24 protein-coding genes are annotated in these 23,603 nt (G+C 74.7%); 12 read left to right on the forward strand and 12 right to left on the reverse strand.

Features of this window, described 5'->3' with window-relative positions; all coding sequences use genetic code 11:
- Positions 1–41 precede the first annotated feature (41 nt).
- Together ACFPBZ_RS15320 and ACFPBZ_RS15325 are read right to left on the reverse strand one after the other, a co-directional pair.
- Positions 42–416, reverse strand: a complete 375-nt coding sequence (locus ACFPBZ_RS15320) for an NUDIX hydrolase (RefSeq protein WP_378036940.1) — start codon at positions 414–416, stop codon at positions 42–44.
- Positions 417–425: 9 nt separating this feature from the next.
- Positions 426–989: a TetR/AcrR family transcriptional regulator gene (locus ACFPBZ_RS15325; RefSeq protein WP_378036941.1), complete on the reverse strand. Its 564-nt coding sequence runs from the start codon at positions 987–989 to the stop codon at positions 426–428.
- Between the two features lie 87 nt (positions 990–1,076).
- Here ACFPBZ_RS15325 and ACFPBZ_RS15330 point away from each other — a divergent pair, with 87 nt between their 5' ends.
- Positions 1,077–1,526, forward strand: a complete 450-nt coding sequence (locus ACFPBZ_RS15330) for an anthrone oxygenase family protein (RefSeq protein ID WP_378036942.1) — start codon at positions 1,077–1,079, stop codon at positions 1,524–1,526.
- A 3-nt stretch (positions 1,527–1,529) separates the two neighbouring features.
- On the opposite strand, the gene ACFPBZ_RS15335 is transcribed toward ACFPBZ_RS15330, so the two are convergent.
- Entirely contained in the window at positions 1,530–2,390 is an 861-nt protein-coding gene (locus tag ACFPBZ_RS15335) for an SAM-dependent methyltransferase (protein WP_378036943.1), read from the reverse strand.
- A 119-nt stretch (positions 2,391–2,509) separates the two neighbouring features.
- On the opposite strand from ACFPBZ_RS15335, the gene ACFPBZ_RS15340 reads away from it, so the two are divergent.
- The gene (locus ACFPBZ_RS15340) at positions 2,510–3,085 is read left to right on the forward strand and encodes a hypothetical protein (protein WP_378036944.1); all 576 of its coding nucleotides are present in this window, start codon (positions 2,510–2,512) and stop codon (positions 3,083–3,085) included.
- A 5-nt stretch (positions 3,086–3,090) separates the two neighbouring features.
- Positions 3,091–3,834, forward strand: coding sequence for a trans-aconitate 2-methyltransferase (locus ACFPBZ_RS15345; protein WP_378036945.1), 744 nt, complete (start codon positions 3,091–3,093; stop codon positions 3,832–3,834).
- Positions 3,835–3,852: 18 nt separating this feature from the next.
- On the opposite strand, the gene ACFPBZ_RS15350 is transcribed toward ACFPBZ_RS15345, so the two are convergent.
- On the reverse strand, positions 3,853–4,974 hold the full coding sequence (locus ACFPBZ_RS15350) for a DUF2332 domain-containing protein (RefSeq protein ID WP_378036946.1): 1,122 nt from the start codon (positions 4,972–4,974) through the stop codon (positions 3,853–3,855).
- 55 nt (positions 4,975–5,029) lie between these two features.
- Between ACFPBZ_RS15350 and ACFPBZ_RS15355 the strand changes: the two genes are divergently transcribed.
- A complete protein-coding gene (locus ACFPBZ_RS15355) occupies positions 5,030–5,695 on the forward strand; it encodes a class I SAM-dependent methyltransferase (protein ID WP_378036947.1) in 666 nt (221 codons plus the stop codon).
- A gap of 5 nt (positions 5,696–5,700) precedes the next feature.
- On the opposite strand, the gene ACFPBZ_RS15360 is transcribed toward ACFPBZ_RS15355, so the two are convergent.
- The 7 genes from ACFPBZ_RS15360 to ACFPBZ_RS15390 all read right to left on the reverse strand — a co-directional run bounded on the left by ACFPBZ_RS15360 (position 5,701) and on the right by ACFPBZ_RS15390 (position 12,420).
- Entirely contained in the window at positions 5,701–6,714 is a 1,014-nt protein-coding gene (locus tag ACFPBZ_RS15360; RefSeq protein ID WP_378036948.1) for an amidohydrolase family protein, read from the reverse strand.
- Positions 6,711–7,682, reverse strand: a complete 972-nt coding sequence (locus ACFPBZ_RS15365) for a fumarylacetoacetate hydrolase family protein (protein ID WP_378036949.1) — start codon at positions 7,680–7,682, stop codon at positions 6,711–6,713. Before ACFPBZ_RS15365 ends, ACFPBZ_RS15360 begins: the two co-directional genes overlap by 4 nt.
- Complete coding sequence (locus tag ACFPBZ_RS15370; RefSeq protein ID WP_378036950.1) at positions 7,682–8,617, reverse strand: VOC family protein; 936 nt, start codon at positions 8,615–8,617, stop codon at positions 7,682–7,684. Before ACFPBZ_RS15370 ends, ACFPBZ_RS15365 begins: the two co-directional genes overlap by 1 nt.
- Positions 8,618–8,628: 11 nt before the next feature.
- Positions 8,629–9,795, reverse strand: coding sequence for an FAD-dependent monooxygenase (locus tag ACFPBZ_RS15375; RefSeq protein WP_378036951.1), 1,167 nt, complete (start codon positions 9,793–9,795; stop codon positions 8,629–8,631).
- Positions 9,795–10,784, reverse strand: coding sequence for a cyclase family protein (locus tag ACFPBZ_RS15380; protein ID WP_378036952.1), 990 nt, complete (start codon positions 10,782–10,784; stop codon positions 9,795–9,797). Before ACFPBZ_RS15380 ends, ACFPBZ_RS15375 begins: the two co-directional genes overlap by 1 nt.
- Positions 10,781–11,737, reverse strand: a complete 957-nt coding sequence (locus tag ACFPBZ_RS15385) for a fumarylacetoacetate hydrolase family protein (RefSeq protein ID WP_378036953.1) — start codon at positions 11,735–11,737, stop codon at positions 10,781–10,783. Before ACFPBZ_RS15385 ends, ACFPBZ_RS15380 begins: the two co-directional genes overlap by 4 nt.
- Before the next feature lie 110 nt (positions 11,738–11,847).
- Positions 11,848–12,420: a TetR/AcrR family transcriptional regulator gene (locus ACFPBZ_RS15390; protein ID WP_378036954.1), complete on the reverse strand. Its 573-nt coding sequence runs from the start codon at positions 12,418–12,420 to the stop codon at positions 11,848–11,850.
- 47 nt (positions 12,421–12,467) lie between these two features.
- Here ACFPBZ_RS15390 and ACFPBZ_RS15395 point away from each other — a divergent pair, with 47 nt between their 5' ends.
- From ACFPBZ_RS15395 to ACFPBZ_RS15420, 6 genes are all read left to right on the forward strand, one after another.
- Positions 12,468–12,752 (forward strand): hypothetical protein, encoded by a 285-nt coding sequence (locus tag ACFPBZ_RS15395; RefSeq protein WP_378036955.1) that lies wholly within the window; start codon positions 12,468–12,470, stop codon positions 12,750–12,752.
- 42 nt (positions 12,753–12,794) lie between these two features.
- Positions 12,795–13,805 (forward strand): LysR family transcriptional regulator, encoded by a 1,011-nt coding sequence (locus ACFPBZ_RS15400; RefSeq protein WP_378036956.1) that lies wholly within the window; start codon positions 12,795–12,797, stop codon positions 13,803–13,805.
- Positions 13,806–13,888: 83 nt separating this feature from the next.
- Positions 13,889–15,085 carry an MFS transporter gene (locus ACFPBZ_RS15405; RefSeq protein WP_378036957.1) on the forward strand — a complete coding sequence of 399 codons (1,197 nt, stop codon included), beginning with the start codon at positions 13,889–13,891 and terminating at the stop codon, positions 15,083–15,085.
- A gap of 67 nt (positions 15,086–15,152) precedes the next feature.
- The gene (locus ACFPBZ_RS15410) at positions 15,153–16,562 is read left to right on the forward strand and encodes a sugar porter family MFS transporter (protein ID WP_378036958.1); all 1,410 of its coding nucleotides are present in this window, start codon (positions 15,153–15,155) and stop codon (positions 16,560–16,562) included.
- 62 nt (positions 16,563–16,624) lie between these two features.
- Complete coding sequence (locus tag ACFPBZ_RS15415; protein ID WP_378036959.1) at positions 16,625–19,285, forward strand: DNA translocase FtsK 4TM domain-containing protein; 2,661 nt, start codon at positions 16,625–16,627, stop codon at positions 19,283–19,285.
- An 85-nt stretch (positions 19,286–19,370) separates the two neighbouring features.
- The gene (locus tag ACFPBZ_RS15420) at positions 19,371–20,714 is read left to right on the forward strand and encodes a hypothetical protein (RefSeq protein WP_378036960.1); all 1,344 of its coding nucleotides are present in this window, start codon (positions 19,371–19,373) and stop codon (positions 20,712–20,714) included.
- Positions 20,715–20,784: 70 nt separating this feature from the next.
- Here the strand turns inward: ACFPBZ_RS15420 and ACFPBZ_RS15425 are convergent, their stop codons facing one another.
- Entirely contained in the window at positions 20,785–21,288 is a 504-nt protein-coding gene (locus ACFPBZ_RS15425) for an amino-acid N-acetyltransferase (protein ID WP_378036961.1), read from the reverse strand.
- Positions 21,289–21,400: 112 nt separating this feature from the next.
- On the opposite strand from ACFPBZ_RS15425, the gene ACFPBZ_RS15430 reads away from it, so the two are divergent.
- Both ACFPBZ_RS15430 and pgsA read left to right on the forward strand, forming a co-directional pair.
- A complete protein-coding gene (locus ACFPBZ_RS15430; protein WP_378036962.1) occupies positions 21,401–22,996 on the forward strand; it encodes a MiaB/RimO family radical SAM methylthiotransferase in 1,596 nt (531 codons plus the stop codon).
- The gene (gene pgsA / locus ACFPBZ_RS15435) at positions 22,993–23,589 is read left to right on the forward strand and encodes a CDP-diacylglycerol--glycerol-3-phosphate 3-phosphatidyltransferase (protein WP_378036963.1); all 597 of its coding nucleotides are present in this window, start codon (positions 22,993–22,995) and stop codon (positions 23,587–23,589) included. The genes ACFPBZ_RS15430 and pgsA overlap by 4 nt, the downstream gene beginning before the upstream one ends.
- Positions 23,590–23,603 lie beyond the last annotated feature (14 nt).

Here is a 23,603-nt window from a genome sequence, read left to right on the forward strand (position 1 = left end):
TACTCGTGAGCACTTTCCGGGCCTATGGGCCCGGAAAGTGCTCACGAGCGGCCACGCACATACCGGCGGACCGGCTCCCACAGGTCGGGGAGCACCAGGTCCACCTGCTCGGGGTGGTACCAGGCCACGTGCAGGCTGACCGCCAGCGTCCCGGGAACCGGCTCGACGACGGGCCGCGCGGCCACGTAGGTGGTGGCGATGCCGTCGACCACCTCGCGCCCGATCACCTTCCCGGCCCGAATCCGCACGCGGGTCTCCTCCAGGCAGCCCCGCTCGGCCGTCGCGCCGACCGACTCCCGCGCTTCCGGACGACCGCCGGGGAGCACCGCGGGCGGCGTCTGCCCGGGTCGGTGCAGCAGCAGCACGCCGGGCGCGGCGGTCACCACCGCCAGCACGAGGTGGTTCTCCCGGCTCACGCGCTCTTCCTACCGTGCCGGGGGCTGCGCGAGCAGTTCCACCACGCGTTCCCGACGACGCTCCTCGGTGCCCGCGGGCAGGCGGCCGGCCCGCCGGAGGGTCGCGAGGCCGTGCAGCGCCGCCCACCCGATCTCGGCGTCCTCGGGGTCCCCCGCCAGCGTCGTCCGGAAGACCTCGAAGCCGCCCCGGAGCGGCGCGGGCGTGTCGTCGGAGGCGAAGGGGAGCAGGGCGAGGTCGAACATCGCCGTGTAGACGGCCGGGTGGCCCGCGGCGAAGTCGAGGTAGGCGTCGGCCAATGCCGCCACGGCCGTGCGCCCCTCCCGGTCACCGACGGCCTCGCGCAGCGTCCGCTCCAGGTCGACGAACCCCTCCAGCGCGACGGCCGCGACGATCTCGTCCTTGCCCCCGGGGAAGTGGCCGTAGAGCACGGGCTGGCTGTACTCGATGCGGTCGGCGAGCCGCCGGGTGGTCACGGCGTCCCAGCCCTGGTCCTCGGCGAGCTCCCTCGCCGCGTCGACGATCCGGCCGTGCCGGAGCGCCCGCTCCCGGACCTTGCGCTGCTGGACGGCCACACCCGGAATCTAGCAGCGCTAGCAATTGCGCGGAAGAAGCGCTAGCGTCGGCACTGTTCCTAGCAGCGCTAGATCCTGGAGAGTCCGATGGACGTTGTCGCCGTGGTGACGGTCGTGGTGGTGGGCCTGCTGGTGGGGGTCGAGTTCGCGGTGGCGGTCTTCGTGAACCCGATCCTCGACCGGCTGCCCGGGACGGCGGGCCTGCTGGGCCGCAGCGCCGGGGCGACGGTGCTCGGGCGCCTGATGCCGTTCTGGTACATCGGCGCGACGCTGCTCGGCGTGCTGTGGCTGGTCCTCGGCTGGGGGAGCGCCGCGGTCGTCCCCGTCGGGGTCGGGATCGCGCTGCTCGTCGTCGCGATCGTGCTGTCGGTGACGCTCCTCGTGCCGATCAACGACCGGGTGCGGACGTGGAGCGAGGGCGACGCGCCGGCCGACTGGCGCGACCAGGTCGGGCGCTGGGACCGGCTCCACTACGGCCGCACCGCGCTGCTCGTCCTCGCGTTCGCGGCGGTCTCGACCGGCTTGTCGCTCGTCTGAGCCTCAGACGAAGCCGACGGCGGCCGGGTAGCCCACCGCCCGGCGGCCGCCGGTGCCCGGGTGCGGCCAGTCGACGACGTCGACGACGCCCGGGGCGACCGGGTCGATGACCGAGAAGAGCCCGGCGATCTCCTCCTCGGTGCGCACCGCGATCCCGGCGACGCTGCGCGAGTAGGTCGAGTCGAGCAGGTCGACGGTGGGCCGGCGCACCCGCGCCCCGTGGCTCACCGCGAGCACGCTGCCCGCGGGGAGTCGGCTGCGCCAGTCGCGCAGCAGGGCGGCGATGTCGTCGTGGACGAAGTGCAGGACCCCGCAGGCGAGCACGGCGACCGGTCGGGAGAGGTCGAGGACCGCGGCGACGTCGGGGGCGCTCAGGACGCATGCCGGGGCGCGGAGGTCGCCCCAGGTCACGGTCACCCGCGGCATGTCGGCGACGAGCTCGCGGGCGTGGGCGACGGCCACCGGGTCGAGGTCGACGTAGGCCACCCGGGCGTCGGGGTTCACCGCGTGGACGATGCCGTGGACCGACTGGATCGACGGGATGCCGCAGCCGAGGTCGAGGAACTGGTCGATCCCGCGCTGATGCGCCCAGCGGATCACCCGGCGGACGAACGCCCGGTTGGCGCGGGCCCGGCACTCCGCGAGGGGGTCGAGCTGCAGGATGTCGGCCGCGGCCCACCGGTCGACGGCGAAGTTCGCGCTGCCGCCCAGCAGGCAGTCGATCGTGCGGGCGTAGTTCGGGAGCTCGAGGTCGGCGGCGGTCGACGCGATCCGGTCGAGGGTGAGGCCCAGGTCGTACGGCAGCACCGTGCCGGGGGCGGGCGGCCCCGGCGGCGGCGGTGCGGGGTAGTGCTCGACCGGCATGAGCCACTCCTTCGGAGGTATGTACTCACCATGTCGTGACGACGCGCCCGAGCGTGAGCTCACGAACGGGTGAACCTCCCCGGACGGCGGACCGAACCGGTCTCGTCGACACTGGATGCGTGACGACGACCGCAGTGCGGATCAGCACGGTCACCTCCCCGACGGTCCTGCTCGCCGTGCTCTACCCGGTGGTCGGCGCCCTCGCGGCGGGTCCGGCCGGCATCGCGTGGTCCCTGCTGGGGATGGTGTTCACGGTGGTGATCCCGGCCGCGATCGTCGACGTCGGCGTCCGGCAGGGCCGCTACACCGACCATCACCTCTCGCGCCGCGAGCAGCGGGCGGTCCCGCTCGGGCTCGCCGCCGCGTCCGTGCTCGTGGGCCTCGCGGTCCTCGCGCTCGCGGGGGCGCCGCGCCCGATCGTGGCCCTGCAGGTCGCGGTCCTGGTGACGGTGCTCGTCGCGACCACGGTGACGCTGTGGTGGAAGGTCAGCTTCCACGTCGCGGTGGTCGCGGCCGCCGCGTGCGTGCTGACCCTGCTCGGCGGCGGGTGGTGGGCGCTGTCGTGGCTCGCGGTCCCGGTGGTGGGGTGGGCGCGCCTGCGGCTGACCGCGCACACGCTCGCGCAGGTGATCGTCGGGGGCCTGCTCGGGGCGGGCGTCACGGGCGCGGTGTTGATCACCGCGGGCGTAGCCTGACCGCCATGGGCGTGACCTGGGACCCGGGCCTCTACCTCGACTTCGACGACCACCGTTCGCGCCCGTTCGCCGACCTGCTGGCCCGGGTCGGCGCCCGCGAGCCGCGCCACGTGGTCGACGCCGGGTGCGGGCCCGGCCACCTGACGGAGGTGCTCGCGCGCCGCTGGCCCGGCGCCCGGATCAGCGCGTTCGACTCCTCGCCCGAGATGGTGGCCGCGGCCCGGGAGCGCGGGGTCGACGCGGTGCAGGCGTCCGTGCAGGACTGGGAGCCCGAGGGCGACGTGATCGTGAGCAACGCGGTGCTGCAGTGGGTGCCCGGGCACCGCGAGCTGCTGCGGCGCTGGCTCGAGGGCCTCCCGGACGAGGGGTGGCTCGCGGTCCAGGTGCCCGGCAACTTCTGGGCGCCCTCGCACGTGCTGGCCCGGGAGACCGCGCAGCACTTCGGCGTCCCCCTGCAGGACGCAGCCACCGTGGCCGATCCGGCCGACTACGCCGAGGACCTCGCCGGGGCCGCCGCGGTCGACGTCTGGGAGACCACCTACCTGCAGCGGCTCACCGGTGACGACCCGGTGCTGCGCTGGATCTCCGGCACAGCCCTGCGCCCGGTCCGCGACGCGCTGTCCGACGACGAGTACGCCGCCTACACCGCCGAGCTCGCCCCACGGCTGCGCGAGGCCTACCCGGCGCGGCCCGACGGCTCGACCTGGTTCCCGTTCCGCCGCCTCTTCGTGGTGGCGCGGGCCGACTGAGGGGTCGGCGCCGACGGGTCAGGCCAGCCACTCCAGCCAGGCCGCCCCGGGGTGGGCGAGCCCGAGGACCCGCCCCGACACCGCGCCGTCGCGCACCGAGACCCGCCCGACGACGCCCGTCACGCCCTCCCGGCACGCCGCGACCGCCCGGTCGGGGACCGGCAGGCCCTGGACGCTGTCACTTCCGTCCGGGCCGAGCGGCACCAGCGGATCGACCGAGATCCACTCGAGGTCCCGCCCGAGCGTCGGGAGCAGCGCGCGGAACCGCTCGCGGTCGTCGTCGGGGAGGAAGACGTGCACGTAGGTGTCGACGAGCACCGGTAGGGCGTCGTCGGGCAGGCCGGCGACGACGTCGGCGAGCGAGGTGACCAGGTCGCCGCGGACCAGCGTCGCCGGGTGCTCGCGGGCGATCGCGGAGGCGGCCGCGAACCGGTCGACCGCGCCGGTCTCGGGCGGGACGCACGCGGCGAGCCACGCGCGGACCTCGTCGACGGCGAGGTCGAGCGGTTCGGCGTCCACGCCCACCCGGGCGGCCACCGTAGGCACCGCGCGCGGCAGGGGAGGGGTGGCGCCGCGCAGGGCGCACACGAGCTGCACCGGCGACGACTCGTCGCCGACGCCGGCCGTGTCGCCGAACCGGTAGTGGTAGCGGTCGAGGTGCAGGCCGAGGCCCGCCCCGGTGCCGAGGTCGACCAGGGCGATCGGCCGGTCGGGGGCGTCGCGGAGCACCTCGCCGAGCACCGCCAGGACGTCGGCGCTGCGGCCCACCTCGTTCATCTGGTAGCGGTGCGCCCGGCACAGCTCGGCGAGCTCGGTGGCGTTCTCCGCGGCGAAGGCGGCCAACGTGGGGGCGAAGGCGTCGTCGAGCGGGGGCTGCCCCGAGCCCGGGGTCGGGTAGTAGCCCGCGAGCGGCTCGGGGTGGTCGCGCCCGACGAGGTACTGCAGGGCGGCCGAGAGGAGCAGCGGCGGCAGCTTCTCCGGCGGGACCGCGACCGCGAGGTCGAGCAGCACCTCCTCGTCGGCGACGGCGCGGAAGGTGGCCGCCGTGAGCGCCCAGGAGTCCGGCGCGCCCGGCGGGGACCACCCGGCGGCGATCCCGAGGGCCTGGTCGCGGACCCGGGCGCGGGCGTCGTCGGTCATCGCCGCAGGGTAGCGACGGCCGAGGCTGTCGGGGGGCTCTGTCATGGTGCCGCGCATGGACACAGCGATCCCGCGGCCGCCCGATCTCGACGTGGTCCGCGAGTCGTACGACCGGGCGGCGGACGCCTACGTCGAGATGGTGACGACGACCGGTCTCGGCGACATCCGGGCCCATCCCTGGCTCAGGGCGGCGATGGACGTGTTCGCCGACGCGGTCGTGGGGCGGGGCCCGGTCCTCGACGTCGGGTGCGGACCTGGCCAGGTCACGGCCTACCTCGTGGAGCGCGGCGTGGACGCGTCCGGCGTCGACCTCTCGCCCCGCATGGTCGAGCACGCGCGGCGGGCGTACCCGCACTGCCGGTTCGAGGTGGGGTCGTCGACCGAGCTCGACCTGGCCGACGGGTCGTTCGCGGGGCTGATGGGCTGGTGGTCGCTGTTCAACCTGCCGCGCGACGTCCTGCCGCCCGTGCTCGCCTCGTTCGCCCGGGCGCTGATGCCGGGCGGCCACCTCATCGTCGCGTTCCACGTCGGCGACGACGACCTCGTCCGCACCGAGGCCTACGGGGGCGTCCCGGTGCGGTGGACCACCCACCGGTGGCGGCCCGAGCAGCTCGTCGCACTGATCGAGCATGCCGGGCTGCAGCTGGTGGCCGAGCTGCGGCTCCCGGCGCCGGGGCCGGTCGGGTCGGGCGTGGTGCTCGTCGCCCGGGCCGACCGGTGAGTGCCTCAGGCGACCGGCGCGCCCCGGGGGGCGAGCAGCGCGGCGGCCGAGCCGGCGCGCACCAGCTCCGCCTCGGCCGGGTCGAGTCCCGCCGCCGCGAGGCGTTCCCGCGGGTCGGTCACGCTCATGTCGAACGGGAAGTCGGTCCCGAGCGCCACCCGGTCGGCCCCCGCCGCCGCGACGAGGAACCGCAGGGCCTCGGGGGTGTAGACGAGCGAGTCGAACCACAACCGCCGCAGTGCCGCGCTCGGCGGGGCCGGAGCCACGCGGTCGCCGGTCCGGGCGTGCCAGGCGTGGTCCTGGCGGGCCGTCCCGTACGGGAAGAAGCCGCCGCCGTGCGCGGTGAGCAGCCGGCAGCCCTCGTCCGGAAGGCCCGCGGCGACCAGCCGGGACAGCGCCACGGTGGTCTCCACCGGGTTGCCGACCGTGTTCGACAGATAGCCCACGTCGAGCCGCTCGCCGAGCGTGCAGCCCCACGGGTGCAGGAACACGATCGCCTCGAGCTCGGCCGCCGCCGCCCAGAACGGCGCCAGCGACGGGTCGTCCAGTTCCCGACGACGCCCGTCCGGCCCCGTCACGAACGTCGCGATCTCCACGCCCCGGAGCCCGTCGTCCATCGCGCGGCGCAGGGTGGCGACGGCGAGGTCGGGGTGCTGCAGCGGGGCGGTGCCCAGGCCGACGAGGCGGTCGGGCGCGGCGGCGCAGTGCTGGGCGACCCCCTGGTTGACCGCGGCGGCGTAGCGCCCGGCGAGGTCGGCGTCGGCCCAGTAGTGGTGGATCGGCATGGGGCTGACGAGCTGCACGTCGATCCCGGCGCGGTCGCAGGCGGCGAGCCGGCGCCCGACGTCGGTGAGGTCGGGGACCAGGGCCCCGATCTGCTCGCGGTTGACCCGCGAGGAGGCCGGCCCGGCGGCGCGACCCTCCTCGGCACGGGCGGCGCCCAGGGCCGGCTCGTCGGCCACGAGGGCCTCGGCGGCGCCGACGAGGAGGTGGGCGTGGACGTCGACCGTCGGGGTCACACGTTCTCCTTCTGCGTCGGGCGGGTGCGCGGACGGACCCGGGCGGGCGGGATCTCCACGCGCTCGACGCCGGGCACCACGCGGTTGGTCAGGGTCCCGATGCCCTCGACGGTCAGGGTCACCACGTCGCCCGGGGCGAGCGGGGGCAGCTCGTCGCGGGCGACGCCACGGCCCCACAGCTCGCCGAGGCAGCCGCCGTTTCCGCAGGTCCCGGAACCGAGGACGTCGCCGGGGCGCACCTCGGTGCCCCGGGAGGCGTACGCGACGAGGTCGCCGAAGGTCCAGCCCATGTTCGAGAGCAGGTCCTCGCCGACGGTGCGGCCGTTGATCGCCGCGTGCAGGGCCAGCGGCAGGAAGCCGTCGGGGTCGGGCGTGAACTCGTCGGCGGTGACCAGCCACGGGCCCAGCGTCGTCGCGGTGTCCTTGCCCTTCGCGGGGCCGAGGCCCACCTGCATCTCGCGGCCCTGCACGTCGCGGGCCGACCAGTCGTTCAGCACCGTGTAGCCCGCGATGTGGCCGGTCGCGTCGGTAGGGGACAGGTCGCGCCCCGTCCGGCCGATGACCGCGGCCACCTCGAGCTCGAAGTCGAGCACGGAGCAGCCCGGCGGCACCGGGACGTCGTCGTCGGGACCGATCGTCGCGTAGGGGTTGGAGAAGTAGAAGGTCGGCGCGTCGTACCAGGCGTCGGGGACCCCGCCGGCCTCGCCCGACACCCCGCGGCGCACGCCCTCGACGTGCTCCTCGAAGGTGACGAAGTCGCGCACCGTCGGGGGCTGCAGCGGCGCGAGCAGCCGCACGGAGTCGAGTGCGACGGCCGGCCGGCGCAGCGCGTCGGTGCCCGCCTCGAGCAGCGAGCCCGAGCGCAGCAGGTCGAGCACGGTCACGGCGGAGTCGAGCACGTGAACGTGGTCGTCCACGACCACGCCGACGCGAACGGCATCGTCGTGAAGAACGCTGGCGATCCGCATCAGACGGGGGGAGCGACGAAGACGCCGCGGTCGGGGTCGTTGAACGACTTCTTCGCGACGAACTCGCTCATCGGGTTCGCGGTGCCCCACTGGTCGGAGACCATCGGGTCGCTGGTGTCGTAGAGGCTCGGGTGCCAGCTGTCCTCGTCGAGCGACTCCAGCTCCGTCGTGTACTCGACGGTGTTGCCCTGCGGGTCGAGGAAGTAGGAGAACGTGTTGTTCCCGGCCATGTGCCGACCGGGGCCCCACACCTTCTCGACGCCCGCGCGGAGCAGCCGCCCGGTGCCGCGCATGTACTCGTCGATGCCGCGCAGCTCGAACGACGCGTGGTGCAGCGACACGTGCGGGCAGCGCGCGATGGCGAGCGAGTGGTGCTGGGGGTTGCAGCGCAGGAAATACATCATCTCGCCCATGTGCGGGGAGGTGAGGGTGTCGGAGAGCTTGAAGTCGAGGTGGCGGTCGTACCAGGCGACGAGCGCCTCGGGCTGCGGCGAGTTGATCACCACGTGGGAGAGCTTGACCGGGACCGACTCGCCCTCGGCGATCTTGCGGTGCTCGCGCACCGCGACGTCGGAGGACACCTCGATGGTGCGGCCCTCGAGGTCGAAGAACCGGAAGCCGTAGCCGCCGCCGGGGGTCTGCAGCTTGTCGGGGGTGTTCACGAGGGTGACGCCCTCGCGCCCGAGCTTCTCGGCCAGGGCGTCGACGTTGGCGGCCGTCCCGGCGCCGAACGCGATGAGGTCGACGCGCTTCTCGCGGTCGGCGCGCAGCCGCACCTGGTACTGCTCGGGCGAGCCCTGGGCGGCGAGGAACGCGATGCCGGTGTCGGTGGTCTCGGGCGAGAGCTGCCAGAGGTCGCGGTAGAAGGCGAGCTGGCGGTCGAAGTCGGGCACGCCGAGGTCGACGTGCCGGAGGTGGGTGATCAGGCGGTCCATCTCGAATCCCTTCAGGGGCGCTGCGAGAGCAGCGCGGAGGTGCGGGCCATGAGGCCGGGGACGTCGGCGGTGCCGCCGGCCTGGGGCGGCGGCTCGTGGGCGAGCAGCCAGTGCGCGAGCTGCACGGAGTTCCCGACGACGGCCCCGGCCCGCGGCTGCCGGCGTGCGCAGTAGGCGGTCAGGGCGGACTCGAGGTCGTCGCTGCGCAGCACCTCGTCGGCCAGGACGGTCGCATCCTCGAGGGCCTGCGCCGCGCCCTGGGCGAGGGTGGGCGGGCAGGAGTGCGCGGCGTCGCCGGCGAGGACCACTCGGTCGCGGTGCCAGGGGCCGTCAACGACGTGGTGGGTGAACCAGGTGTAGTTGACCCGCGCCGCGTCGGTCATCCGCTCCCGGATCTCGGTCCAGGGCCCGCCGTAGTGCGCGGCGAGGTCGCGCATCGTCGCGAGCCGCTCGTCGCCGGACAGGCCGGTCCGGTCGGCGGCGTCCTCGACGAGGTACGCGTAGATCGAGTCGTCGCCGGTCGGGCAGTACCCGGCGATGTAGGCCGCGCCGCCGTAGGTGAGGTCGGTGCGGGTGATGCTCGCGGGCCTCGTCGTGAACACCCGCCAGATGCCCATGCCGAGCGGCTCGGGCGTCGTCGGGATACCGATCGCGGAGCGCACGCCGGAGTTGAGGCCGTCCGCTCCCACGACGAGGTCGTAGGTCTGGGCGGTGGCGCCGGAGACGGAGCGAAGCGGAGCTCGACCATCGACCTGGGAGAGGGACGCGTGCCCGTCGGGCGTGACGGACTCGAGGCGGGTGGCCATCCGGACCTTGGCGCCGACCGCCGCGGCCCGCTCCAGCAGCAGGCGGGCCATCACCGCACGCGGCATCCCGACGGTGGCCGGCAGGTCGTCCCCGCCGGTCTTCGCGTCGGGGAACTCCGCGATCACGGTGCCGTCGGGGGTGCGCAGGCCGAGGACGTCGAAGGCGTAGCCGTGCGCGAGGACGTCGTCGAGCACGCCGAGGTCCGAGAACACCCGCAGCGCGTTGCCCTGCAGGGTGATGCCCGAGCCGCTGCCGGTGACGTCGGGCGCCGCCTCGACGAGGTCGACGGCCACCCCCGCCCGGGCGAGGAGGATCGCGGTGGCGGCGCCGGCGGCGCCACCTCCGACGACGAGCACGTTGCGAGGAGCCATCACTTCACCGCGATCGGGTTGACGGGGGAGCCGACGGCGCCGGTGATCCGCAGCGGCGCGGCGGTCAGGAAGAACTCGTAGCGGCCGTCGGCCGCACAGTCCTCGGCGAGACCGTCGAGGTCCCACATCTCGCCGAGGAACAGGCCCAGGTGCGGGATCGCGATCTGGTGCAGCGGCTGGAAGGCCGGCTCGAACTCGTTCGGCCGCACCTCGACGCCCCAGGTGTCGGTGGCGATGGCGGCGATGCCGGTGCGGTGCAGCCACTCGGCGGTGGTGAACGACAGGCCGGGGGCGGGGCCGCCGGCGTAGCCGCCCCAGCCCTCGCGGCGGGTGCGGGCGTACTGGCCGGTGCGCACGCAGACGATGTCGCCCTCGCGGATCTCGACGCCCTGGCCGGCGGCGATCTCGTCGAGTTCGTCGGCGGTGATCGGGTAGGAGTCGGGGAGCTCGCCGCGGGCGTCGCCGAGGGCCCGCCCGGCGTCGAGGAGCACCCCGCGCCCGGCGAGGTGGGCCGCGGCGGTCTCGATGCCGGTGAGCAGGTCGCCCTCGACCCGGACGACCTCGGCGGCGTTCCGCCCGTTCCAGGCGTGCCCGTGGTCGAAGATGTGCCCGAGGCCGTCCCACTGGGTGGAGCACTGCAGGGGCATGGCGATGACGTCGTCGGCGCCGCCGATGCCGTGCGGGAACTCGCCGTCGAGGGCCTCGTGGCCGGTGCCGAGCATCGTGTGCACCGGGTTGGTGCGCTTTCTCCACCCGTGCTGCGGGCCGGCCTCGTCGAACGGCTGGGACAGCGAGAAGGTGGCGCCGGTGCGGACGCAGGCCGCGCCCTCGAGGCGCTTGGCCGGGGTGAGCAGGTTCAGGGTGCCGAGGACGTCGTCCGGGCCCCACCGGCCCCAGTTCGAGACGCGGGCCGCGGTGGCGGCGACGGCGTCCTCGGGCTCGGCGGGGTCGAACCCGGCGGCGACGATCGCGCTGGTGTCGGTGCTCATTCCGCCACGACCCGCGTGCGCTGCGTGCCGAGCGGACCGACGGTCCCGGTCATGACGTCGCCGTCGCGCAGCAGCCGGCCGAGCGCCATGCCGTTGCCGGCGGGGCTGCCGGTGAGCACCAGGTCGCCCGGGCGCAGCGGCGTGATCTCCGAGGCCGCCGCGATGAGGGCCGCGACGTCGAAGAGCATGTCCTTGGTGGTCTCGTCCTGCATCACCTCGCCGTTGAGCTCGAGGCGGATGCGCAGGTCCCCGACGTCGCCGACGTCGCGGGCGGCCACGAGCCACGGGCCGAGCGGGGTGAAGCCGGGGCCGTTCTTGCCGCGGAACCAGTCGGTGCCGATCTCGGGCATGTCGCGGCGGAACACCTGGTCGCGGGCGGTGAGGTCGTTGGCGATGGTGTACGCGGCGACGTGGTCGAGGGCGTGCTCGCGGTCGACGCGGAACGCCTCGCGGCCGATCACCGCGGCGAGCTCGAGCTCCCAGTCGAACTTCTGCGTCCACGCCGGGATCGTCACGTCGTCGAACGGGCCGGTGACCGCGGACGGCAGGCCGATGAAGAGGTAGGGGGTGCCCTCGGCGGCGCGGCGGTCCATGAGCTCCGCGACCTCGGCCCGGATCTCGTCGTCGGGCCGGGTGCCGCGCTCGGCGTGGTGGGCGGCGGCGAGGTCGATGACGTGGGTGCGGTAGTTCGCGCCCGACTGGAGGATCTGGCCGGGCTCGAGCGGGGCGTGCACCCGCAGGCCCGCCAGCGGCTCGCCGCCGGTGCGGGTGTCGAGCTCCGGGAGCACCGTGTCCCAGGCGGTCAGCAGGTCGCGGGTGGTCGGGGCGAGCGCAGCGACGGGGGAGGCCGCAGCGGCCAGGTCGGAGAGGTCGACGACGGTCTCCGCGTCGGTCACGAGCCCCGGGAACGGTCGATCCTCCCCGGGCCTCGAGAAGGTCCCCACCCTGATCATGCTTCCTCCGCGACGTCGATGGCGTGTGCCCCACGACTGTGCGGGCGGTCACGGTCGGCCCGGAAGAGCGAACTGGTGATGGGCGGCATCCATGCGGTCGATCCCCGGGGCTACCGGGACGGCCCGCAGCCCCGGAGCACGACGTCGACCAGCGGTTCCACCTCGGCGGCGGTGACGGCCTCGCCGCGCCAGAGCAGGCGGTAGTAGGCCGACCCGTGGACGAGGTCGAGCACGAGGTCGGGGGCGAGGTCCGCCGCGACGGCGCCCTCGCGCTGCGCGCGCCGCACGTGCTCGATCCCCGCCGCCCGGACGTCGGCGAGGGAGGCCCCGAACGCCTTCTCGATGCGCTCGTCGCCGGCGGCCGCGGCCAGCAGCTCGGCGGCCGGGCGTCGGACTGCCCCGGCCGCGAAGGCCCGCGAGAGCCGGGTGAGGGTGCGGACGAGAAAGGCCCGCAGGTCCTCCCCGGTCGGGCCCGGCTCCTCCGGCTCGGCGCCGGGGGTGGCGGCGACGGCGAGGAGCACGTCGTCGATGTCGTCGAAGCGGCGGTTCACCGCGGGGAGGCTCACGCCGGCCCGGCGGGCCACCAGGGCCCGGGTGAGGCCGGCCCGGCCGACCTCGTCGAGCAGCTCGACACAGGCGGCGACGACGGCCCGGTCGATCTCGGGGTCGCGGGGACGGGGCACGCGCGATACGTTACCCGGGATAACGGAACTCGACGGAAGGCAGCACCATGGCCTCGCAGCACGCCCGCTACCGCGCCGACGTCGACGGCCACCGGGTCGAGATCGAGTTCGATCGCCGGCGCGTCGTCCTCAACGAGGTCCGGGTGTTCGTCGACGGCGAGCAGGTCGACCGGGGATCGGTGTTCTACGGCGACAAGGAGCTGCGGGCCCCGGTCGGCTCCTCCGAGCTGACCGTCGTGGTCACCTCCGGCATGGTCGGCGAGCTGCTCCGGGCCCAGGTCCGGCGCGACGACGGGGCGTGGGTGGACCTGCGCGACACCACCGCGGCCTGAGGTCACCTGTCCCCGCGCGCCCGCGTGCGGTATCCCTGTCCGATGCGCGACGGGTCGAGGTCGACCGCGGCCGGGCCGTCCCCCGACGCCCCGCCCCGGGCCCTCCGGCTGGCCAACCTCGACCTCAACCTGCTGCTCTCGCTGCGGGCCCTGCTCGGCGAGCGCAACGTCACCCGGGCCGCCGCCGTGCTCGGGCTCTCCCAGCCCGCCGTCAGCGCGGCCCTCGCCCGGCTGCGCCGGCACTTCGGCGACGAGCTCCTCACCCGCGTCGGCAACCGCTACGAGCTGACGCCGCTCGCCGTGCGCCTCGTCGACCGGGTGGAGACCGCGGTCGGCGGGATCGAGCGCGTCTTCTCCGCGGCGCCCGACTTCGACCCGGCCGCCACCACCCGCGAGTTCACCCTGCTCGTCTCCGACTACGCCACCACGGTGTTCGGCCCGCCGCTGGCTGCGGCGTTCGCCCGGCACGCCCCGGGCGCGCGGCTGCGGCTGAGCCCGCACCGGCCCGACGACGTGGTGGGCGCCGCCGAGCGGCTCCGCGGGGTCGACGGACTGCTGCTACCGCACGGCTTCGTCGACGACCTGCCCTTCCTCGACCTCTACGAGGACACCTGGGTGGTGCTCGTGGCGTCGGGCAACGACCGGGTGGGGGAGACCGTCACCCTCGACGACCTCGCCGCCCTGCCGTGGGTCACCGTCTACCACCGACCCACCGCGTTCACCCCCGCCAGCCAGCAGCTGCGCGCCCACGGCATCGAGCCGCGCCCGCAGGTCGTCGTCGAGTCGTTCCTGCCGATCCCCGACCTCGTCGCGGGCACCGACCGGGTCGCCCTGGTGCAGGCGCGGCTCGCCGCGCGGCTGCGGCCCGACGACGGCGTGCGGGTCCTGCCGTGCCCCTTCGCCGCCGCCCCGCTGGTCGAGGCGATGTGGTGGCACCCCATGTACGACGCCGACCCGGCCCACCGCTGGCTGCGCGGCCTGGTCGCCGACGTGGGGGCCGAGCTCCCCGCGCCCGTCATCGACCGGACGGATGGCGACCCCCAACCGGAGTGATTTCCGATCACCGGTCGCCCGCCCCGACACTCGCCACACGTGTGGTGCCGATCACGGCCCCCCGAGTGACGTGGAGGACGACCGTGACGGTGATCGGCCAGGACGAGGACCAGGGCAGGGCGGCCCGGACCGGGCGGGGGACGGGGCCGGGCGCGATCCTGCTCGCGGGCAGCTGCCTGCCGATCCTGGGGTCGGTGCTGCTCGCACCGGTGCTGCCGCGGCTGATGGAGGCGTTCTCCACGACGGCGGGCGTCGAGGTCCTCGTCCCGATCGTGCTCACCGCCCCCGCGCTGATGATCGGCCTCCTGGCCCCGTTCGCCGGCCGCCTGGTCGACGCGGCCGGGCGCAAGCGGGTGCTCGTCGTCGCGCTGGTGATCTACGCGCTGTTCGGCACGGCGCCGCTCTACCTCGACTCGCTGGGCGCGATCGTCGGCAGCCGGGTCGGTGTCGGCATCTGCGAGGCCGCGATCATGACCGCCTGCACGACGATGCTCGCCGACCTCTTCGACGGCACCGCGCGCGACCGCTGGTTCGCCCGCCAGACCATCGCGACGACGCTCGCGGCCACCGTGTTCTTCGGCCTCGGCGGTGCCCTCGGCGCCGTCAGCTGGCGCGCGCCCTTCGTCCTCTACGCCGCCAGCCTCGTGATCGCGGCCCTCGTCGCGGCGTTCGTGCGCGACACCGGGCGCACCCCGGCCGCGGCGCTCCCGCCCGTGCCGTGGCGCCTGATCGCCGTTCCGTGCCTGGTCACCCTGTTCGGCGGCATCGTCTTCTACACGCCGATCGCGGAGCTCTCGCTCGTGCTCGCCTCGGTCGGCGTCACCTCCACCGCCACGATCGGCCTCGTCAGCGCCGTCGCCTCGCTCGCGACGGCGGCCGGCGGGTTCACCTTCGGCCGCGTCGCCCGCCGCGGCCCCGCCGTGCTGCTCCCGGTCGCCCTCGCGCTCGCCGGGGTGGGCCTCGTCGTCGTCGGGATCTCCTCGTCCGTGCCGGTGATCGCCGTCGGCGCCGTGATCGCCAGCGCCGGCACCGGCCTGCTGCTGCCGACGCTGCTGACCTGGGCGCTCTCGGGTCTCGGGTTCGCCGAGCGCGGCCGGGGCACCGGGATGTGGACCGCCGCGATGTTCATCGGCCAGTTCTTCTGCCCGCTCGTGCTGCTCGCCGTCGCGATCCCGCTCGGCGGGCTCTCCGGCGCGGTCCTCGCGCTCGGTGTGGTCACCGCCCTGTTCGCCGGCGTGGCCCCGCTGATCGTGCGGCGCGCGGTGGCCCGGACGGTCTGACGTAAGCGTTTGCCCGTTCGGCTCGCCTTCCGGGGTGCGACGGGGTGAGATGACCATCGTGACCGAGGTGACAGCACGTCCGTCCTCGCCCTCCTCCGAGCTGACCGGGCGCATGCTGCTCGTCGCCGTGGTGTCGGCGGTGTCCGGCGGCCTCTACGGCTACGACACCGGCATCATCTCCGGCGCGCTCCTGCAGATCGCGCCGGAGTTCGGCCTCGGCGACACGGCCAAGTCCCTGGTCACCGCGAGCATCCTGCTCGGCGCGGTGATCGGGGCGCTCGGCTGCTCGGCCCTCTCCGAGCGGATCGGGCGGCGCCGCACCCTGCTTCTCATCGCCGTCGTCTTCGTCATCGGGGCCCTCGGTGCGGCCCTCGCCCCCAGCGCGGTGCTGCTGGCGGTCGCCCGCCTCGTCCTCGGCTTCGCGGTGGGCGGGGCCACGCAGACCGCGCCGATGTACGTCGCCGAGCTCGCGCCCTCGGCGCTGCGCGGGCGGCTGGTGCTCTGTTTCCAGGTGGCCATCGGGGTTGGCATCGTCGTCTCGACGCTCGTCGGCGCGACCGAGTCGATCGACTGGCGGTGGTCGATCGGCGCGACGGCCGTGGTGGCCGCGATCATGCTGGGCGCCCTGCTCGGGCTGCCCGAGAGCCCGCGGTGGCTGGTGTCGCAGGACCGGGACGACGAGGCGCGGGCCGTGCTCGAACGGGTCCGCCCGTCGGGCCGCGACGTGGAGCCGGAGCTCGGGGAGATCGAGTCGACCGAGGAGGCCGAGCGCGCCGCGAGCACCCGGGGCTGGCGGGGCCTGCGCGCCGCCTGGGTGCGCCCCGCGCTGATCGTCGGCTGCGGCGTCGCGATCTTCACCCAGCTCTCGGGCATCGAGATGATCATCTACTACGCCCCGACGATCCTCGTCGACAACGGGTTCACCGACGCGCAGTCCCTCGACGTCAGCGTCGCCCTCGGCGTCACCTACCTCGTGATGATGCTGATCGGGCTCGCGATCATCGACCGGGTGGGGCGCCGGCGGCTCACCCTGATCATGGTCCCGGGCACGGCGGTCGCCCTCTTCGCGCTGGGCCTGGTGTTCATCCTCGGCGACGGGGGACCGGGCAGCATCCCGCTGATCATCACCTGCCTCATCGTCTTCATGGTCTTCAACGCCGGCGGGCTGCAGCTCATGGGCTGGCTGACCGGGTCGGAGATCTACCCGCTGGGGGTCCGCTCGGCGGGCACCAGCGTGCAGGCGGCCTGCCTCTGGGGCTCGAACCTGCTGATCTCCACCACGGTCCTCGCCATGATCAACGGCATCGGGGTCGGCGCGACGATGTGGGTCTACGCGGGCTTCAACGTCCTCGCCTGGATCTTCGTCTGGTACCGGATGCCGGAGCTCACCGGGCGCAGCCTCGAGCAGATCGAGGGGGCGCTGCACGACGGCCGCTTCACCCCGAAGGAGATCGACGCCGCTCCCCGGGCCGGGTAGACCTCACTGCCGCACGCGTGTGGCTCCCGGGACGCGTGGGGTCCGCCGTCTACCGTGACGCCATGGCCCGAACCGACACCTCCGCGCGCAGTCGGCCCCTGACCCGGGGTCGCACGCCCGCCCGCACCACGGAGGCGGCCCAGCCGGCCCCGCGGTCGCGGTCCGGGGCGCGGACGGGCACCGGTCGCGGGCGTCAGCCCGCCCGGAAGCCGCCGGCCCGCCGGCAGCCACCGCGCCGCACCGGCCCTGGGCCGGTCGCCCGCGGTCTGAAGGGCGCCTGGACGCTCACCGCCCGCGGGCTCGGCTCGCTCGCGCGCACGATCGGGCGTGGGCGCGAGATCGACGCCGCGCACCGCCGCGACGGGGTCGCCCTGGGCCTCGTCGTGCTCGCCCTGCTCACCGCCGCGGGCCTCTGGCTCGGCGCCGGGGGACCGGTCGGCACGGGCATCCAGATCGCGTTCCGCACCGTGCTCGGTTCGGTCGCCCTCGGGCTCCCGGTGATCCTGCTCGGCGTCGCCGTGCTGCTCATGCGGACCGACCCCGACCCGGAGACCCGCCCGCGCACCGTCGTCGGCGCCCTCCTGCTCTCCCTCGGCGTGCTCGGGGTGTGGCACCTCTCGGTCGGCGCGCCCCCGCTGCTCGCCGGGCGCCAGGCCGGCGGCGGCGTGCTCGGCGCGTGGGTGGCCGACCCGCTCACCGCGGGGGTCACGGTGTGGCTGGCCATGCCCGTCCTCGTGCTGGTGGCGGCGTTCGGCCTGCTGGTGCTCACCGGCACCCCGGTCCGCGACGTCCCGCGCCGCGTGCAGTGCCTGATCACCGGCGAGGCGTTCGACGAGGAGTACGACGACGAGTGGGGCAGCGCCGACGACGTCGACGAGGAGCCGGTCGCCGAGACCGAGGTCATCGAGAAGCCGAGGAAGCGACGGAAGAAGGCCGCCGAGGAGGACGTCGAGCCCACCGACGACGACGCCGCGGCGCACCCGGCCCGGCACCGCGAGCACGGCCCCGCGCCGGTCATGGAGCCGGAGCCGGCCCCCGAGGCCGTCGCCGAGGAGGAGCCCGCTCCGGCGAGGAAGCCCCGGCGCATCCCGGCCGCCCAGGTGCCGGAGACGCCGCCGGTCGTCGAGGAGACCGAGACCGACCCGCACGCGGCGGCGTCGTTCTCCAGCCACCGCGAGCCGCCCGAGGGCGAGGCCGACTACCACCTGCCCCCGCCCGACCTGCTGATCGCCGGCGACCCGCCGAAGGCCCGGTCCGCCGCCAACGACGCCATGATCGAGGCGATCACCGGCGTGCTCGACCAGTTCAAGATCGACGCGCAGGTCACCGGCTTCGTCCGGGGCCCGACGGTCACCCGGTACGAGGTGGAGCTCGGGCACGGGGTGAAGGTCGAGAAGATCACCCAGCTCCACCGCAACCTGTCCTACGCCGCGGCCACCGACAACGTGCGGCTGCTCGCGCCGATCCCCGGCAAGTCGGCGGTCGGCATCGAGGTGCCGAACACCGACCGCGAGATGGTGCGGCTGGCCGACGTGCTCTCCTCGAGCACGGCCCGGCGCGAGACCCACCCGATGGTCATCGGCCTCGGCAAGGACATCGAGGGCCAGATGGTCCTGGCGAACCTCGCGAAGATGCCCCACCTGCTCGTCGCGGGGTCCACCGGCTCCGGTAAGTCCAGCTTCGTCAACTCGATGCTGGTCTCGCTGCTGGCGCGGGCCACGCCCGACGAGGTCCGGATGATCCTCATCGACCCGAAGATGGTGGAGCTGACGCCCTACGAGGGCATCCCGCACCTGATCACGCCGATCATCACCTCGCCGAAGAAGGCCGCCACCGCGCTCGCCTGGCTCGTCGAGGAGATGGAGCAGCGCTACGCCGACATGCAGGCCAACCGCGTGCGCCACATCGACGTGTTCAACGAGAACGTGCGGTCGGGCAAGATCCAGGCGCCCCTCGGCAGCGAGCGGGTCTACCGGCCCTACCCGTACATCATGTGCATCGTCGACGAGCTCGCCGACCTCATGATGACCGCCCCGCGCGACGTCGAGGACGCGATCGTCCGGATCACGCAGAAGGCCCGTGCCGCGGGCATCCACCTGGTGCTCGCCACCCAGCGGCCGTCGGTCGACGTCGTCACCGGCCTGATCAAGACGAACGTCCCGTCGCGGCTCGCGTTCGCGACGAGCTCGCTCACCGACAGCCGCGTCATCCTCGACCAGCCCGGCGCCGAGAAGCTGATCGGCATGGGCGACGCGCTCTTCCTCCCGATGGGCGCGGGCAAGACCAACCGCCTGCAGGGCGCCTTCGTCGGCGACGACGAGATCTCGGCGATGGTCGACTTCTGCAAGGCCCAGGCCGAGCCCGACTACGACGACACCGTCACCACCGAGGCCGCCGCCGAGAAGAAGGAGATCGACCCCGACATCGGCGACGACCTCGACGTCCTGCTCCAGGCCGCCGAGCTGATCGTCACGAGCCAGTTCGGGTCGACGTCGATGCTGCAGCGCAAGCTGCGCGTCGGGTTCGCGAAGGCCGGGCGGCTGATGGACCTCCTGGAGACCCGGGGCGTCGTCGGGCCCAGCGAGGGCTCGAAGGCCCGCGACGTGCTGTTCAAGCCCGACGAGCTGCCCGACCTCCTGGCCTCGATCCGCGGGGAGCCGGCCCCGGCGCCGGCCGCCGTCCCCGACGACGTCGACTTCTCCCGGATGGATGAGGACGCCTGATCGGGTCAGCGTGTCCCGGCAGGGGGTACTGGGCGGTCTGGGAGTCTTCCTGCGGCGAGACCCACGCGGGCCGGGGGGAACGGACATGATCGAACAGCTCGACACGACCGACGTCGCGTCGTCGTCGGCGTCATCGGCGTCGGGGGAGGACGAGGCCGTCTCCCGGGCCGTGGCGCACGAGCGGGCGCTGGTCGGTGCCGACCTGCGCGCCGTCGTCGCCGGGCACCTGCACCGGCTGATCTCGCTCGACCCCGCGGCCCCGGCCGCGGAGACCGCCGACCACGCCCGCGCCGCCCTCGGCGCCACCCACCGCGCCGCCGCCCTGGGCGGGCTCACGGTGCCCGCCGGCCCCGCCGAGGTGCCGCACGGCCGGCTGCGCCGGACCCGCCTCGTCGTCGGGACCCTCGTCTGCGCCGCGGGCCACGCCCTCGCCGCCCTGGTCGCGGTGCTGCTCCCCGGCACCGTGGCCGCCGGGCCCGTCCTCGTGCTGGCCCTCGCCGTCGCGATCGGGCTCACCGCCCGCCACGCCCCGCTGGCCGCCTCGGCGGCGGTGCTGGTGGTGGTGCTCGGCGTCCTCGCGGTCGCCGCCCCCTTCGCGACGACGACCGCCCCCGCGGCCGGCGCCGTGGCCGGGGCCGTCGACCTCCCGCTCGAGGCGGTGCCCGAGTCGGGCGCGTGCCTGCTGCTCGGGGTGGCGCTGGCCGCCGCCTGGGGGGTCGGGCTGCACCGCCGGCGCCGCACCCTCGCGGTGCGCCGCCTCGACTGGCTCAGCACCGTCGACGCCCTCGGGCGCTGCGGCGGCCAGGGCCGCCTCGGCCTGCCCGAGTCGACCCACCGGACGCTCGTCGCCGAGCTCACGGTGCTGACCCGCCTCTCCGACGACGACGTCGACCGCCGCCGCGCCCGCGTCGCCCGCCACCGCCTCGCCGGGGTGCTCCCGACGATCACCGCCGTCGACCTCACGCCCGGCGGTCATCCCGAGGGCGACGCCGTCCTCGACGAGGGCCGCGTCGCGGTGCTCGTCGCCACCGCCCAGCACGCGGCGCTCGACGGGGCCCGGCACACCGGGCGCCCCCCGTCGGTCGTGGTCTGCGGCGTGCCCGGCACCGACCGCCCCGAGGTCGGCCTGCTCGCCGCCCGCCTGCTCGCCGAGCTCGTCACCGACGTCGCCTCGCGGCCCGGTCCCGTGGCCGCCAGCGTCGCCGTGGAGCACCGCGACGACGCGGTGGTGCTCGAGGTCGCCTCCGGACGCGGGCGCCTGCCCGCCGCCCGCTCCGGCCGCGTGCCCACCGGCCTCGTCGAACGGGCCGCCCTGCTCGACGGCACGGTCGAGGTCACCTCGACGACGGGCACGCTCTCCGTCCGCGTCGTCCTGCCGACTCGGACCCGCCCGATGGCGACCCTCGACGCGCCGCGGATGGCCGCCTAGGTGCCGGAGGCCCGTGAGCACTAATCCGTCCGTGGACACGGATTAGTGCTCACAGGCGCTTCGCGCACCCCTAGAGATCGAGCAGCATCCGCGTGTTGCCCAGGGTGTTCGGCTTGACGTAGGCGAGGTCGAGGAACTCCGCGACGCCCTCGTCGGCCGACTGCATCATCTCGAGGTAGACGTCCTGGCTGACCGGGGAGCCCTCGATCTCCCGGAAGCCGTGGCGCTCGAAGAACGCGGCCTCGAACGTCAGCACGAACACGCTCGCCAGCCCCAGGGCCCGCGCCTGCGCGATGAGCTCCTCGACGAGGGTGTGACCGAGGCCATGACCCTGCACGGAGGGGTCCACGGCGATCGTCCGGACCTCGCCCAGGTTCTCCCACAGCACGTGCAGCGCGCCACAGCCGACGACGTCGCGGCCGCGGACGGCGACGCGGAACTCCTGGACGGTCTCGTACAGCGTGACCAGCGGTTTCCGCAGCAGGATGTTGTCGTTCGCGAACCCGTCGACCAGCGTCTTGATGCCGCGGACGTCGGCGGTGCGCGCGCGCCGGAGCAGGATCGGGGCGGTCACGGTGGGCCAGCCTAGGCAGCGGCCCGACCGGACCCCGCCCGTGCCCTACCGGTGCGTCTACCCTGGCCTCGTGCCACAGCGTTCTCCGGAATCCCTCGACCACCGGGGCCGCGTGGCACTCGTGACGCTGGGCTGCGCCCGCAACGACGTCGACTCCGAGGAACTGGCCGGACGGCTCGCCGCGGACGGCTGGGACGTCACCGGCGACGACGACGGCTCGGCCGACGTCGTCCTCGTCAACACCTGCACGTTCGTCGAGCAGGCGAAGAAGGACTCGGTCGACGCGGTGCTCGCGGCCGGGGGGCCCGACTCGAAGGTCGTCGCCGTCGGCTGCATGGCCGAGCGCTACGGCGCGGAGCTCGCCGAGGCCCTCCCCGAGGCCACCGCCGTGCTCGGGTTCGACAGCTACGGCTCGATCACCGAGCGCCTCGACGACGTGCTCGCCGGCCGCCCGCTCGCGGCCCACCAGCCGACCGACCGGCGCACCCTGCTCCCGCTGAGCCCCGTCAAGCGGCCCGAGGCCGTCCGCGACGGCAGCATCCCGGGCCACGACTGGCTGCCCGAGGTCCCGCGCAAGCGGCTCGACGACGCCCCGGTCGCCCCGCTCAAGCTCGCCTCCGGCTGCGACCGGCGGTGCACCTTCTGCGCGATCCCCTCCTTCCGCGGCGCCTTCGTCTCCCGCGACCCGCGCGACGTCCTCGCCGAGGCCGCCTGGCTCGCCGACCACGGCGTGGCCGAGGTGACGCTGGTCAGCGAGAACTCGACCTCCTACGGCAAGGACCTCGACGCCCGCGGCGCCGCGGGCGGCCACCTGGAGAAGCTCCTCGGCGAGCTCGCCGCGGTGCCCGGGATGCGCCGCGTCCGGGTCTCCTACCTGCAGCCGGCCGAGGTCCGCCCGCCGCTGCTGGCCGCGATCGCCCGCACGCCCGGCGTGGCCGACTACTTCGACCTGTCCTTCCAGCACGCCTCCGCCCCGCTGCTGCGCCGGATGAAGCGCTTCGGGTCGCGGTCGTCGTTCCTGTCGCTGTGCGCCGAGATCCGCGCGCTCGCCCCCGAGGCCGGGATCCGGTCCAACGTCATCGTCGGGTTCCCCGGCGAGACCGAGGAGGACCTCGCCGAGCTCGAGGCGTTCCTGTCCGAGGCCGAGCTCGACGCCGTCGGGGTGTTCGGCTACTCCGACGAGGACGGCACCGAGGCCCTCGAGCTGCCCGACAAGGTCGACCCCGCCGAGATCCTCGCCCGCGTCGAGCGGATCACCTCGCTCGCCGACCACGTCTCGTCCGACCGCGCCGCCCGCCGGATCGGCACCGAGGTCGAGGTGCTCGTCGAGCGCCAGGAGCTCTCCGAGGCCGCCGCGCGCGACTACCCCGACCTCGCCGACGTCGACGACCTCGACCTGGCCGAGCTCGGCCTCGACACCGAGCCCGAGATGGTCGACCTCCCCGACGACGAGGCCGACGGCGTCGCCGAGGTCGAGGTCGAGGATCCCGGCGACCTCGTCTGGGTCGGCCGGGCCGCCCACCAGGGCCCCGACGTCGACGGCGAGTGCCTGCTCACCGGCGACGACGACCTGCTCGCCGGCCTGCACCGCGGGGCGGTCGTCCGTGCCCGGGTGATCGGCTCGGAGGGCGTCGACCTCGTCGTCGAGGCCCTCGAGCTGCTCACCCCCGCGCCCGCACGCGAGCCCGCTGCCGCGGGCTCGCGATGACCCCGCCGGCGGAGGCGCTGACGGTGGGCTCCACGGAGCGCGTGCCGGTGGTCAACATCGCCAACGCGCTCACCGTGGTGCGGCTGATGCTGGTCCCGGTCTTCCTGGTGGCCCTCTTCACCGCCGGCGGGCACGAGCCCGGCTGGCGGTGGATCGCCTTCGGCGTGTTCGCCCTCGCGGCGCTCACCGACCGGTTCGACGGCGAGTTCGCCCGCCGCTGGGATCTCGTCACCGACTTCGGCAAGATCGCCGACCCGATCGCCGACAAGGCCCTCGTCGGAGCCGCCCTGATCGGGCTGTCGGTGCTCGGCGAGCTCGGCTGGTGGGTCACGCTGGTCATCGCGGTGCGGGAGCTCGGGGTCACCGCCCTGCGCTTCTGGGTGCTACGCCACGGAGTGATCCCGGCCAGTCGCGGCGGCAAGCTCAAGACGGCCCTGCAGACCCTCGCGCTCGGCCTCGCGATCATGCCGCTGCCCGCGGTGCTCCAGCCCGCGATCGCCCTGTTGTTCCTGCTCGCGGTGGTGGTCACCGTCGTCACGGGGCTCGACTACGTGGCCCAGGCGGTCCGGCTGCGGCGCGCCGCCCTGCGCTGAACGACGCGCCGGGG

It is taken from the genome of Actinomycetospora atypica (assembly GCF_042653685.1).
Taxonomy (GTDB): domain Bacteria; phylum Actinomycetota; class Actinomycetes; order Mycobacteriales; family Pseudonocardiaceae; genus Actinomycetospora; species Actinomycetospora atypica.

Excerpts from the sequence above, each read along its gene's own strand:
- ACFPBZ_RS15345 (WP_378036945.1), top strand. The coding sequence starts at position 3,091 with ATGGGCGTGACCTGGGACCCGGGCCTCTACCTCGACTTCGACGACCAC.
- ACFPBZ_RS15355 (WP_378036947.1), top strand. The coding sequence starts at position 5,030 with ATGGACACAGCGATCCCGCGGCCGCCCGATCTCGACGTGGTCCGCGAG.
- ACFPBZ_RS15415 (WP_378036959.1), top strand. The coding sequence starts at position 16,625 with ATGGCCCGAACCGACACCTCCGCGCGCAGTCGGCCCCTGACCCGGGGT.
- ACFPBZ_RS15370 (WP_378036950.1), bottom strand. The coding sequence starts at position 8,617 with ATGGACCGCCTGATCACCCACCTCCGGCACGTCGACCTCGGCGTGCCC.
- ACFPBZ_RS15395 (WP_378036955.1), top strand. The coding sequence starts at position 12,468 with ATGGCCTCGCAGCACGCCCGCTACCGCGCCGACGTCGACGGCCACCGG.
- ACFPBZ_RS15400 (WP_378036956.1), top strand. The coding sequence starts at position 12,795 with ATGCGCGACGGGTCGAGGTCGACCGCGGCCGGGCCGTCCCCCGACGCC.
- ACFPBZ_RS15330 (WP_378036942.1), top strand. The coding sequence starts at position 1,077 with ATGGACGTTGTCGCCGTGGTGACGGTCGTGGTGGTGGGCCTGCTGGTG.
- ACFPBZ_RS15380 (WP_378036952.1), bottom strand. The coding sequence starts at position 10,784 with ATGAGCACCGACACCAGCGCGATCGTCGCCGCCGGGTTCGACCCCGCC.
- ACFPBZ_RS15420 (WP_378036960.1), top strand. The coding sequence starts at position 19,371 with ATGATCGAACAGCTCGACACGACCGACGTCGCGTCGTCGTCGGCGTCA.
- ACFPBZ_RS15335 (WP_378036943.1), bottom strand. The coding sequence starts at position 2,390 with ATGCCGGTCGAGCACTACCCCGCACCGCCGCCGCCGGGGCCGCCCGCC.
- ACFPBZ_RS15365 (WP_378036949.1), bottom strand. The coding sequence starts at position 7,682 with ATGCGGATCGCCAGCGTTCTTCACGACGATGCCGTTCGCGTCGGCGTG.
- ACFPBZ_RS15350 (WP_378036946.1), bottom strand. The coding sequence starts at position 4,974 with ATGACCGACGACGCCCGCGCCCGGGTCCGCGACCAGGCCCTCGGGATC.
- ACFPBZ_RS15375 (WP_378036951.1), bottom strand. The coding sequence starts at position 9,795 with ATGGCTCCTCGCAACGTGCTCGTCGTCGGAGGTGGCGCCGCCGGCGCC.
- ACFPBZ_RS15385 (WP_378036953.1), bottom strand. The coding sequence starts at position 11,737 with ATGATCAGGGTGGGGACCTTCTCGAGGCCCGGGGAGGATCGACCGTTC.
- pgsA (WP_378036963.1), top strand. The coding sequence starts at position 22,993 with ATGACCCCGCCGGCGGAGGCGCTGACGGTGGGCTCCACGGAGCGCGTG.